12 protein-coding genes are annotated in these 12146 nt (G+C 61.3%); 10 read left to right on the top strand and 2 right to left on the bottom strand.

Features of this window, described 5'->3' with window-relative positions; all coding sequences use genetic code 11:
* Nucleotides 1-110: 110 nt before the first annotated feature.
* The 5 genes from ACN0X0_RS03255 to ACN0X0_RS03235 all read left to right on the top strand — a co-directional run bounded on the left by ACN0X0_RS03255 (nucleotide 111) and on the right by ACN0X0_RS03235 (nucleotide 4047).
* Nucleotides 111-494: a helix-turn-helix domain-containing protein gene (locus tag ACN0X0_RS03255; protein WP_417277987.1), complete on the top strand. Its 384-nt coding sequence runs from the start codon at nucleotides 111-113 to the stop codon at nucleotides 492-494.
* Nucleotides 495-721: 227 nt separating this feature from the next.
* Nucleotides 722-1531, top strand: coding sequence for an inositol monophosphatase family protein (locus tag ACN0X0_RS03250; RefSeq protein ID WP_417277986.1), 810 nt, complete (start codon nucleotides 722-724; stop codon nucleotides 1529-1531).
* Between the two features lie 22 nt (nucleotides 1532-1553).
* A complete protein-coding gene (locus ACN0X0_RS03245) occupies nucleotides 1554-2897 on the top strand; it encodes an 8-oxoguanine deaminase (RefSeq protein ID WP_417277985.1) in 1344 nt (447 codons plus the stop codon).
* 43 nt (nucleotides 2898-2940) lie between these two features.
* On the top strand, nucleotides 2941-3438 hold the full coding sequence (locus tag ACN0X0_RS03240; RefSeq protein WP_417277984.1) for a CAP domain-containing protein: 498 nt from the start codon (nucleotides 2941-2943) through the stop codon (nucleotides 3436-3438).
* 111 nt (nucleotides 3439-3549) lie between these two features.
* Nucleotides 3550-4047: a CAP domain-containing protein gene (locus ACN0X0_RS03235; protein WP_417277983.1), complete on the top strand. Its 498-nt coding sequence runs from the start codon at nucleotides 3550-3552 to the stop codon at nucleotides 4045-4047.
* A gap of 24 nt (nucleotides 4048-4071) precedes the next feature.
* Here ACN0X0_RS03235 and guaD read toward each other — a convergent pair whose 3' ends face one another.
* Entirely contained in the window at nucleotides 4072-5367 is a 1296-nt protein-coding gene (guaD, locus tag ACN0X0_RS03230) for a guanine deaminase (RefSeq protein ID WP_417277982.1), read from the bottom strand.
* Between the two features lie 137 nt (nucleotides 5368-5504).
* On the opposite strand from guaD, the gene mgtE reads away from it, so the two are divergent.
* From mgtE to ACN0X0_RS03205, 5 genes are all read left to right on the top strand, one after another.
* Nucleotides 5505-6893, top strand: a complete 1389-nt coding sequence (gene mgtE / locus ACN0X0_RS03225; protein ID WP_417277981.1) for a magnesium transporter — start codon at nucleotides 5505-5507, stop codon at nucleotides 6891-6893.
* Nucleotides 6890-7480, top strand: a complete 591-nt coding sequence (locus ACN0X0_RS03220) for a 5-formyltetrahydrofolate cyclo-ligase (RefSeq protein WP_417277980.1) — start codon at nucleotides 6890-6892, stop codon at nucleotides 7478-7480. The genes mgtE and ACN0X0_RS03220 overlap by 4 nt, the downstream gene beginning before the upstream one ends.
* A 33-nt stretch (nucleotides 7481-7513) precedes the next feature.
* Nucleotides 7514-8326, top strand: coding sequence for a TIGR00282 family metallophosphoesterase (locus ACN0X0_RS03215; protein WP_417277979.1), 813 nt, complete (start codon nucleotides 7514-7516; stop codon nucleotides 8324-8326).
* Between the two features lie 146 nt (nucleotides 8327-8472).
* On the top strand, nucleotides 8473-10254 hold the full coding sequence (locus ACN0X0_RS03210) for an SLC13 family permease (RefSeq protein ID WP_417277978.1): 1782 nt from the start codon (nucleotides 8473-8475) through the stop codon (nucleotides 10252-10254).
* Between the two features lie 158 nt (nucleotides 10255-10412).
* Nucleotides 10413-11153, top strand: coding sequence for a YebC/PmpR family DNA-binding transcriptional regulator (locus ACN0X0_RS03205; RefSeq protein WP_417262778.1), 741 nt, complete (start codon nucleotides 10413-10415; stop codon nucleotides 11151-11153).
* A gap of 35 nt (nucleotides 11154-11188) precedes the next feature.
* Here ACN0X0_RS03205 and ACN0X0_RS03200 read toward each other — a convergent pair whose 3' ends face one another.
* A complete protein-coding gene (locus ACN0X0_RS03200) occupies nucleotides 11189-12085 on the bottom strand; it encodes a LysR family transcriptional regulator ArgP (protein WP_417277977.1) in 897 nt (298 codons plus the stop codon).
* Nucleotides 12086-12146 lie beyond the last annotated feature (61 nt).

Here is a 12146-nt window from a genome sequence, read left to right as displayed (position 1 = left end):
TTATCAAATCCTATCGAAAAAGACAGGTTGAGAGATCAAGCCGAGAGATAGAAATGTGCTATACACGCATAGGTTATTGCGCGCAGAACGATTACGAAGGAGCGGTCAGAATGAAACACCCCGTGGACGTCCACGTTGGCAAGCGGATCCGCCATCGCCGTTGGATGGTTGGCATGACACAACAGCAGCTTGCTGAGAAAGTCGGGATCAAATTCCAACAGATCCAGAAATACGAAACGGGGATGAACCGGGTGTCTGCGTCTCGCCTTTGGGATATCGCCGAAGCACTGGCTGTGCCGGTCGCCTTCTTCTTCGAAGGTATGGAAACGCCGATGCCGTCTCAGATTGTGGCAGATGCGAATGAGGCCAGCGTGCCCGCCGACATCCTCGCCGACAAGGAAGCCCTCGAACTCGTGCGCTCCTACTACGCGATCCCTGAAAATCAGCGTCGCCGCCTGTTTGAACTGGCGCGTGTTCTGTCCGACGTGGCCTGAGGTCAACTCGGCCGAACGCCTGGTCCAGGTTGCGCCTGACGATATACGACCCCCGCGTTTCGACGTCGGGGTCGTTTCTTTGTGGGCGCGTGCTTTTTGAGCGCTGCCGATCTTGCAGGACGATGTGGCATGAGCAGGCAGGCCCCGTTTTTGACCTGCCCTTGACCTGTCCTTGACCCGCACCTCCGGACAGGCTACCCGCGAAGGCAAAGCCTACAGGAGTTCCCATGTCCACGACCGGCCTTTCCCCGCAAGACCACGCCTCGATCATCGCCACCGCCGAGGCCGCCGCAGAGGCCGCGCGTGAGATCACGCTGCGGTACTTCCGCGGCACGGCGCTCGACACCACATCCAAACTCGACGCCGGTTTCGATCCGGTGACGGTGGCGGATCGCGGATCCGAACAGGCGATGCGGGCGGTGATCGAAAGGATGCGTCCCGAGGATGCCATCTTAGGCGAAGAATTCCCGATGAAACCCGGCACCTCCGGTCTCACCTGGGTGCTCGATCCCATCGACGGCACGCGCGGGTTCATCTCCGGCACGCCGACCTGGGGCGTGCTGATCGCGGTGCGGGACGCTGACAATGTGCTCTACGGCGTGATCGACCAGCCCTACATTGGCGAACGCTTCGTGGGCGGGCTGGGCACGGCCACTCTCACCGGGCCGCATGGCGCCCGCGATCTGGGTGTGCGTCAGGGCGTTTCTCTGGAAGATTCAGTGATCTTTTCGACCTTCCCCGAAGTGGGCAGCGAGACCGAAGGCCAAGCCTTCCAATACCTCGCCGCGCGCTGCAAACTCACCCGCTACGGCATGGATTGCTACGCCTATGCGCTTTTGGCCGCCGGTCAGATCGATCTCGTGGTCGAGGCCGGGTTGCAGAGCTACGACATCCTGGCCCCCATCGCGGTGATCGAGGCGGCGGGTGGCATCGTCACCGATTGGCAGGGCGGGCCTGTTTTGGAAGGTGGGCGTGTTTTGGCGGCGGCCAGCAAAGAGTTGCATCACGCGGCATTGGCGGTACTCTCGGGGTATTGATGCCGCCTTCGGAGGTAAGCCCATGCACCGTTGTTTCCTGATCCGCAATGCCGATGTCATCCTGACGATGGACGACGACCAACAAGAGATCAAAGGTGGCGACATTCTGGTCCGTGACGGCGTAATCGAAGCGGTCGGCAAAGGGCTTTACGACGATGACGCACAGATCATCGATGCCGAGGGCTGTCTCGTCACGCCGGGCCTCGTCAACACCCATCACCATCTCTATCAAACGCTGACCCGCGCCGTGCCCGAGGCGCAGGATGCGCTGCTGTTCGGTTGGCTCAAGACGCTTTACCCGATCTGGTCTAAATTCGGCCCCGAACATATGCGGGTCTCGGCGCTTGTAGGTCTGGCGGAGCTGGCGCTCTCGGGCTGTTCGACCACCTCGGATCACCTCTATCTCTACCCCAATGGCGCGCGGCTCGATGACACGATCGAGGCGGCGCAGGCCATCGGGATGCGGCTTCACGCGACGCGTGGGTCCATGTCCATCGGCGAAAGCGCGGGCGGTCTGCCGCCGGACAGTCTGGTCGAGCGCGAAGCGGATATTTTGAACGATTGCATCCGGGTGATCGACGCCTTCCACGACCCGAACCCCGGCGCGATGATCCGTGTGGGCGTCGCGCCCTGTTCGCCCTTTTCCGTTTCACGTGAGCTGATGCGCGACAGCGCCATTCTGGCCCGCGACAAGGGCGTGATGATGCACACCCATCTGGCCGAGAATGACGAGGACATCGCCTATTCCTTGGAAAAATTCGGCATGCGGCCAGGGCAATATGCCGAGGAGCTGGGCTGGGTAGGCCCCGATGTCTGGCACGCCCACTGTGTGAAACTCGACGTGTCGGAAGTGGAGTTGTTCGCCAAGACCGGCACCGGCGTGGCGCATTGCCCCTGTTCGAACTGTCGTCTCGGCTCTGGCGTGGCGCCGGTGCGCGGCATGCGGGATGCGGGGGTGAAAGTGGGGCTTGGCGTCGATGGTTCGGCCTCCAACGACAGCGGCAATCTGATCATCGAGGCCCGCACGGCGATGCTGTTGCAACGCGTGACATTCGGGGCCGACAAGATGAGCCCGCGCGAGATGCTCTGGATCGCCACGCGCGGCGGCGCGGAGGTGCTTGGGCGGCATGACATCGGCATTCTTGCGCCCGGCAAACGCGCGGACATCGCCGTATGGGACATGGCGGATGTCGAAGCCGCCGGAAGCTGGGACCCGGCCGCTTTGCTTTTGGCGGGGCCGATGATGGTGAAAGACCTGTTTGTCGAGGGCCGCCATGTGGTGGCCGACAGCTGGGTGACGACGATGGATGTGCCTTCGGTGGTGCGGCATCAAACGCGTTTGGCGCAGGGGCTTATGGACGGCTGAGCGCATTCCGAATTGAAGAAAACTGCAATCGAGTGGGGAAAATATGAAAACGACACTTTGGGCTATGGTGCCGATGATATTGCTGGCGGCCTGTGGCCCGGAAACCGGCGCAGGCTTTGGCGAGCTGACACCCGTCACCACGGCGGCCACCGCAGCACCTTCCGCGATGGAGGAAGAGGCGCAGATCCTCGCCATGATCAACGCAGAACGGTCGAAAAAGGGGCTCGTGGCGCTGAGCTACAATGCGCAACTGGCAAAGGCTGCGGAGCGGCATGCCAATGACATGGCGGCAAAGAACTACTTTTCCCACACCAGCAAAAATGGCGCCAAGGTCGGCGATCGCGTGCGCGCGGTGGGCTATTGCTACGGCTACCTGTCGGAAAATATCTCCGGCGGCTACCCGACCGCGCAACAGGCGGTGCAGGGTTGGATGAAATCCGACGGCCACCGCAAAAACATCCTCTCCTCGCAGGTCAATGAGATCGGCATCGGCACTGGCGCGGGCGGTATGCGTGTGGCGGTCTTTGCACGCGGCTGCTGAGGATCGTTAAAATCCGCGGGGAGTGTCACGTGACCGGGCGGGATATGCCGTGATCTCGCCCGAAAATCGTCCATTTGACGGCGCAAAACAGGGCAACCACAGGAGGCCCTTATGACAATTTTGCGCGCACTTATGATGACACTGGCGGTTGGGATCGGCGCAGGCGCGGCCCAGGCCGCCGATGTGCGCCCCTTGCCGAAAGCAACGGTTTCGGTGGCGGTGAGCAATCCGCAGACGACGACACAGGATTTGCTGACCGCGATGAATGCAGAGCGGCGCGCGAAAGGCCTGCGCAAGCTGCGGCTTGATCCGGCGCTGTCAAAGGCGGCGCAGGCCCATGTCAACGACATGATGCGGCGTCAGTATTTCGCGCATATCTCGCCCGAAGGCGCCCGCCCGATCCACCGCGCGGCGGAACAGGGTTATAAGGGATGCCTTGTGGCCGAAAACCTGTCCTACAGTTGGAAATCCGTCGATCTGGCCATGGCGGGCTGGATGAGGTCCGACGGCCACCGCGCCAATCTATTGAATCGCGACATGCGGGACGTGGGTATTGGCATCGGGCCGAACAATCTGTTTGTGGCGGTCTTTGCCAAGCCCTGTCGGTGAAAGGGACGGTGAGGTCGCAGCGGCTTAAACCGCCGCCCGTTCTCCCATGACATAGCTTGCAATCACCGCGCGGTCGTCGCCCATCATGATGGTCGGGAAGATCTCTTCCCAGATCGTATTCGCGGTGATGGCGCGTTGGGCGATGGCGGGGGTGGACGCCAGGTCGATCACCGCGAAATCCGCTTCCATGCCGGGCGCGATGGAGCCGATTTTATCTTCCATCCGCAGGGCCTCCGCCGAGCCGCGCGTGGCGAGCCACAAAAGCTGCGCGGGGTGGAGCGCGTTGTGGCGGAGCTGGCCGATCTCATAGGCGGCCGCCATAGTGCGCAGCATCGAGAACGACGAGCCGCCGCCGGTGTCGGTGGCAAGCCCCACACGTAGCCCGTCGGCCTTGCGCGCGCCCATGTCGAAAAGGCCGGAGCCGATGAAAGTGTTCGACGTCGGGCAGTGAATGAGCGAACAATCCATGGCCCGAAGATGCGCAATCTCGCGCGGTTCGAGGTGGATGGAATGGCCAAACAGCGCGCCTTCGCGCACCAGCCCGAAGTGTTCATAGGTATCGAGATAATCCCGCGCCTCGGGGTAGAGGCCTTTGACCCATTCGATCTCGTCGGTCTGCTCGGAAAGATGCGTCTGCATCAGGCACGTAGGGTGTTCGTCCCAAAGTCGCCCCAAAGCGTCCAACTGCTCCGGCGTCGAGGTCGGCGAGAACCGCGGCGTGATCGCATAGGTGGCGCGGCCTTTGCCATGCCAACGCGCGATCAGGGCCTTGCTGTCGTCATAGGCGGATTGCGGCGTGTCGCGCAGGAATTCGGGCGTGGTTTCCCAACGGTCCATACAGGTCTTGCCCGCAACGATCCGCATATTGCGGCGTTCTGCGGCCTCAAAGAGCGCATCGACCGAACCGGGATGCACCGTGCAAAAGGACGTCACCGTGGTGGTGCCATTCGCCAGCAGGAGATCGAGATAGCGCCCGGCGATGTCATCGGCATAGCCGCGATCCGCGAATTTCGCTTCCTCGGGGAAGGTGTAGGTGTTGAGCCAGTCGATCAGCCGCTTGCCCCAACTCGCGATCATCGCGGTCTGCGGGTAATGCGCGTGCGCATCGATAAATCCCGGCACGATGAGCGCGGGGCCATGATCGAAGACCTCGGCGTCGGCATGTTTCGCCCGCATGTGATCGCATCCGCCCAGAGAGACCACCTTGCCGTCCCGCACCAGAATCGCAGCGTCTGAAAGGACCTGAACGGCCTCCTCGGCGGGAATGTCGAAAGGGTCACCGTGATAGGTGACGACCTGTCCTGCAATCAGCTTGTCCATCGGGATCCTTTTTGGCAAACGCGCTCTTAAGTCTATGGGCAGATTAGGCACTGGATTGGGGAAGGTAAATCAATCTTGCCCCTGTTTCTCGCGGGAAACCTGTCTTATGGTCGCCACGAAACACGATTGGGCAAGCGATGGTCGAAGAAGAAACGCAGATCGAGGATGAGGCCGAACACGAAGATGGCTACGCGTTGAGTGCGAAAGCGCTCAGTGCCATTCTCTATGCGGTCGACACCGGCGATCGAGCCAAGCTCATTGAGCTGATGGAGCCGCTGCACGCGGCCGACATCGCCGACTTGCTCGAACAGGTGAATGCCTTTGACCGGCGTCGGCTGATTCTTCTCTATGGTGCGGAATTCGATGGCGAAATCCTCTCGGAACTCGATGAGGGCATCCGCGACGAGGTGATCCACGTCCTGCGGCCTGACGTTCTGGCCGAAGCGGTCCGGGACATGGAATCGGACGACGTGGTCGATCTGGTCGAGGATCTCGACGAAGAGGCGCAGGAGGCGATCCTTGCGACGCTCGAAGACGCGGATCGCGTCGCGGTTCAGCAGTCGCTGTCCTACCCGGAATATTCCGCCGGTCGTCTGATGCAGCGCGAAGTCGTCATGGCGCCGGAGCATTGGAGCGTCGGTCAGGCTATTGATTTTATGCGCAAATCCGAAAGCCTACCGGACGATTTCTACCACGTCGTGCTGATCGACCCGAAAATGCACGCGGTGGGGCACGTCACGCTGGGCAAAATCCTTGGCGCGCCACGGGCGCAGCCTTTGACGGAACTGTTGGAGCCGGGCTTTCGCACCTTCCGCGTCGATGAGAGCGAAACCGACGTCGCCTATGCCTTTAACCAATATCACATGATCGCCGCCCCAGTGGTGGATGCGGACGACCGTGTCGTCGGCGTCATCACCATCGACGACGCGATGAACGTGTTGGACGAAGAGCACGAAGAGGACATCATGCGCCTCGCCGGTGTGGGTGAGGGCTCTCTGGCCGACCGCGTGATGGACACGGTGAAACAGCGCATTCCGTGGCTCGCTGTGAACCTCGTGACGGCGATCCTCGCCTCCTTGGTGATCGCGCAATTCGAAGACACCATCGCGGAATTCGTGGCGCTTGCGGTGTTGATGCCGATTGTGGCCTCCATGGGCGGCAATGCGGGCACGCAGGCGCTGACGGTCGCGGTGCGCGCCATCGCGACGCGCGATTTGACCGGCGCCAACGTCTGGCGGGTCATTCGACGCGAGGTGCTTGTGGGGCTTGCCAATGGGATCGTCTTTGCCGTGATCATGGGGGTGGTCGGCATCCTCTGGTTCGGCTCTCCTGCGCTGGGCGCGGTGATTGGCGCGGCCATGGTGATCAATTTGGTGATCGCGGGGCTTGCGGGCATCGGCATCCCGGTCGTTTTGGAACGTCTGGGCGTCGACCCGGCGCTGGCCTCGGGGGCCTTTGTGACCACGGTGACGGATGTCGTTGGCTTTTTCGCCTTCTTGGGACTGGCGGGGGTGGTGCTTCTGTGACGGGTTTGAACGGTACAACCACGGCCCTAAAGACGGCATTGAGGACGCGCGCCAAAGCGGCACGCGACGCGGCGCATGCGCAGAGCGAAGCCCTAGGCGGGGCAGCGGCACGGCAAGCGACCCAGCTTTTGCTCGGATTTCTGACGCCCCATGCGGGCAAGTTGACGGCGGGCTACATGCCCTTGGGCAGTGAATTGGACCCGCGGGCGGCCATGGCACGGCTGCACAGCCGTGGCCTCGTCGCGGTGCCGGTGGTGGAGGCCAAGGCGCAGCCTTTGCGCTTTGATCGCTGGACGCCGGACATGGAGATGGTGTCGGGCGCTTTTCGGGCGCTGATCCCAGCGCAGTCTGAACCGGTGGTGCCCGAGGTGGTCATTGTGCCGCTTTTGGCCTTTAATCGGGACGGGCATCGTTTGGGCTATGGCGGCGGGTTTTACGACCGCACGCTCGCCAAGCTGCGCGCCAGTGGACCAGTTTTTGCCGTGGGCCTCGCCTATGCGGGACAAGAGGCGCATGACCTGCCGGTGGAGCCGACCGACGCGCCGCTGGACGCGATTGTGACCGAGAGAGAAGTGCTCACCTTTTGAGGGGGCAAAGAGACCAAGAAAGGCTATGGCCCTATGAAAATCCTGTTCCTCGGAGATATTGTCGGCAGCGCGGGCCGCAAGGCGGTGATCGAACGCATGCCGGCGCTTCGCAAGGAGTGGGGCCTCGATTTCGTTGTGGTCAATGGCGAGAATTGCACCAATGGCATGGGCCTGTCGGGCGATCACGCCAAGCTGCTTTTGGAGGCCGAGGTCGATTGTCTGACGCTGGGCGATCATGCCTTTGACCAGAAAGACATGATGCAGTTTTGCGAACGCGAGACCCGCATCGTGCGCCCGATCAATTTCGCCAAGGCGGCGCCGGGACGCGGTGTGCGGATTTTTGAGGACGCCCGTGGTCGGCGCATTCTCGTGGCGCAGGTGCTGGGGCAGGTCTTTATGAAACGCGCCTTTGACGATCCGTTCTCCGCCCTCGATCAGGTCTTTATGAGCCACAAATTGGGCGGTGCCATTCAGGCTGCGCTCATTGATGTGCATTGCGAGGCGACGTCGGAGAAAATGGCGATGGGGCATTTCTGCGATGGCAAGGCCTCGGTTGTCGTCGGCACCCACACCCATGTCTGCACGGGTGACGCGCAAATCCTGCCCGGCGGCACGGCTTATCTGACGGACGCGGGCATGTGTGGCGATTACAATTCGGTCATCGGTATGGACAAGGCCGAGCCGCTGCGCCGTTTTGTGACCGGCATGGCCAAAGGCCGCTATGAGCCCGCGAAAGGCGAGGCAACGCTGTCGGGGGTTTATGTCGAAACCGACGACCGCACTGGGCTTGCCACGCGGGTGAAGCAGATTCGGGTCGGTGGCCGCCTAGAGCAAAGCGCGCCGTAACCCTCAGGGCGCTAAATGCACGAATTTTATTCCACTTTTGATCAATTGGCTGAAATATCCTTTTGATCTCAGGGCATTTTGTCGCTTGTGATAACGGGCTCCGACAAGGCATATTGGTGCCAACCGGAACAAGCACGTGAGACACGATGGACCTTTTTCAGTTCAGTCCGATGACAGAGGCGGTGATCGCCCTCGTGGTCGTGGGCTTTATGTTCGTGCTCTTCATGCGAGAGGTTTTTCCGACCGAGGTCGTCGCGATCACCGGCGCCGCGCTGATGATGGTCTTGGGCATTTTGCCCTATGACGCGGCGCTTTCCGTCCTGTCGAACCCGGCGCCCTGGACCATTGCCGCGATGTTCATCGTCATGGGGGCGATGGTGCGCACTGGGGGGCTTGAGTGGTTCACGCGTCAGGCCGGGAATTACGCCGAGACACACCCGTCCGTGGCCATCGCCATGTTGCTGGTCGTGGTGGTGGTGCTATCGGCTTTCGTGGCTAATACGCCGGTTGTTGTCGTGATGATCCCCGTGTTTATCCAGCTTTCGGGGAAACTGGGTGTTTCCCCCTCCAAGCTTTTGATCCCTTTGAGTTATTCGGCCATCATGGGCGGCACGATTACGCTTTTGGGCACCTCCACAAACCTGTTGGTCGATGGTGTCGCGCGGGCGCAGGGGCTTGAGCCCTTCACGATTTTCGAAGTGTCCCTTTTGGGCCTCGCGGTGACCGCATGGGGCATGGCCTATCTGTTGCTCTTCGGGCGCCATCTTTTGCCGGAACGCGACAGTCTGGCTGCCATGCTGTCCTCCGGCCGCTCGAAAATGAAGTTCTTCACCGAAGCCGTGATCCCGCCGGACAGCAACCTGATCGGGCGCGAAGTCTCCGGCGTGCAGCTTTTCAAACGCGAGGGCGTGCGCCTGATCGACGTTATTCGCGGCGACAAATCTTATCGCCATGAGTTGGAGGGCTTCACTCTCGATGTTGGCGACCGGGTTGTGCTGCGTTCGAGGATCACGGAGCTTCTGAGCCTTCAGCGTGACAAATCCCTCAAACGCGTCGATCAGGTCTCTGCGGTGGAAACCACCACGATGGAGGTGCTGATCACGCCGGGCTGTAAAATGGTCGGGCGCGCGCTGTCGTCCATGCGGCTGCGCCGTCGCTATGGTGTCTACGTTCTGGCCGTGCACCGCCGAAATCAGAACCTTGGTCAACAAATTCAAGACCTTGTGGTCCGTGTCGGCGACACGCTTTTGCTCGAAGGTACGCCCGCCGATATTCAGCGCCTCGCCTCTGACATGGACATGGGCGATGTGTCGAAACCCACGGAACGCGCCTATCACCGCAGCCACGCGCCGATCGCGCTGATCGCGATGTTCTCCATCGTGGTGCTGGCCGCTCTGGGTGTAGCACCGATCCTCATGCTCTCGGTGATTGCCGTGGCGGTGGTGCTGACCACCCGCTGCATCGACGCGGACGAGGCGTTTTCCTTTGTCGAAGGGCGGTTGCTGGCGTTGATCTTTGCCATGCTGGCGGTAGGGGCAGCACTCGATGCCTCGGGCGCTGTCGAGCTGATCGTCGATGCCGTGGCGCCTCTGCTGCAAGGTCTGCCGGTGTTCTTCGTGGTCTGGGCGATCTTTTTGATGACCTCATTCCTGACCGAGCTTGTGTCGAACAACGCGGTCGCCGTCGTGGTGACGCCGATTGCCATCGGGCTCGCCAACACCATGGGGCTCGACCCGCGCGGGCTTGTGGTGGCCGTGATGATCGCGGCGTCCGCCTCTTTCGCGACGCCCATCGGCTATCAGACCAACACGATGGTTTACGGTCCCGGCGGCTATAAGTTCACCGATTACATGAAGGTCGGCATCCCGTTGAACCTCTCGATCGGGGTTTTGTCGGCTGCGCTGATCCCGCTTTTGTGGCCCATGTGAGGTCCATGTGAGGTCCATGTGAGGCTAACGTAGGCGATTTGAGTATTTTTCCCACGGAAAAGACTGCCTCAAAGCCATGTGGTGGCCTTGCAGGTCATGGGGGCGCTGCTTTATAGAGGCGCGTAATCTGACTTTATCGACATTTCCGGAGGCGCCACATGGCCGGCCATTCTAAATGGGCAAACATCCAGCACCGCAAAGGGCGTCAGGACGCCGTGCGCTCGAAGCTGTTTTCGAAACTCGCCAAGGAGATCACCGTGGCGGCGAAAATGGGCGACCCGGATCCTGAGAAGAACCCGCGTCTGCGTTTGGCGGTGAAAACCGCGAAAACCCAATCCGTGCCGAAAGATGTGATCGACCGCGCGATCAAAAAGGCTTTGGGCGGTGATGCGGAGAACTACGATGAGATCCGTTACGAGGGCTATGGCCCGGAAGGCATCGCTTTCATCGTCGAGACCATGACCGACAATGTGAACCGCACCGCGTCCAACGTGCGCTCGGTCTTCACCAAGGCGGGCGGCAATCTGGGCACTTCCGGTTCCGTGGCTTTCATGTTCGACCGCGTGGGCGAGATCACCTACGACGCCGAAGTGGGCGATGCGGACACGGTGATGATGGCCGCGATCGAAGCCGGCGCCGAGGATGTCGAAAGCGACGAGGAAGGTCACTGGATCTACACCGCCGATGGCGATCTGGCAGCTGTCTCCGATGCGCTGGAAGCCGAGTTGGGCGAGTCCAAGGAAAGCAAACTGATCTGGAAGCCGCAGAACCGCACCGAGGTGAACCTTGAGACCGCGCAAAAGCTGATGCGTCTGGTTGAGGCGCTGGAAGACGACGATGACGTGCAATCAGTGACGGCGAATTTCGATGTGCCGGACGATGTCGCCGCGCAACTCTGAGCCTCGCGTTTAGAACAGATAAAAGCCCCGTCTTTTCAGGCGGGGTTTTTCTGTTGCACGAGATGGGTTTTTGCGGCGCGTTTTACGGCCTCGGTGAGGTCCGTGAGCCTCGGCGCGCTCAGCCGCGAGACGTGCCAGTAAAGCGGGATGTCCCAAGGCTCAGGCGAGAGGGCCATAAGGCGCCCGCTGTCCAGATGCGGCCGCAACAGCGTCAGAGGGTTCAATCCCCAACCCAACCCCGCAAGCGCTGCATCGACAAAGCCGTGCGTCGACGGGATGCGATGGGCGGGCAGGGGGATGCGCCGCCCGGCCTGATGCGCCGCCCATGTGTCTTGCAGCCGGTCCTTTTCATCGTAGATCAGCGAGGGGGCGCGGGCGAAGGCCTCTGTCGTTAGCCCCTCCGGGAAATGCCGGGTCACGAAGTCGGGCGTCGCCACCGGCAGATAACGCAACGCGCCCAGAGGCAGGAGATCACAGCCCGAGACAGGCGTGTCGCGAGACGAAACGGCGGCCATCACCTCGCCGCGTTTGAGCCAATCGGCGGAGTGGTCCTGATCGTCGATCTGAAGCTGAAACAACATGCCGGAGACGGGCGCCATCGCGGTGCAAAACCAGGTGGCAAGGCTGTCGGCATTGACCGCAATTGGGACGGAAACTGCGGCACTTTCTCTCTGGCCAAGATCGCGGGACAACTGGCGCTCCAAAAGCCCAACCTCTTCCATATGCCGGGCAAGCCGTCGGCCCGTCTCGGTGCCCACGCAGGGCGTGCCACGGATCACCAACACACTGCCCAACCGCTCCTCCAGCGCCTTGATGCGTTGCGAAATGGCGGAGGGCGTGACGGAGAGCCGCTCCGCCGCGCCTTCGAAAGAGCCACTCTGCAAAACGGCGGCGAGGGCGGTGAGCGCGGGGTAGTCGGATGAGTTAAGCATATCTAATTTAGACATAGTAAGATTAATTTGTCTAATTCATTTAAGCCGCGTAACTCCGCCT

This window comes from Celeribacter sp., from assembly GCF_048270365.1.
GTDB lineage: Bacteria > Pseudomonadota > Alphaproteobacteria > Rhodobacterales > Rhodobacteraceae > Celeribacter.
Note: the sequence above shows the minus strand (reverse complement) of the source record. Positions and strands in the feature narration are given on the sequence as shown.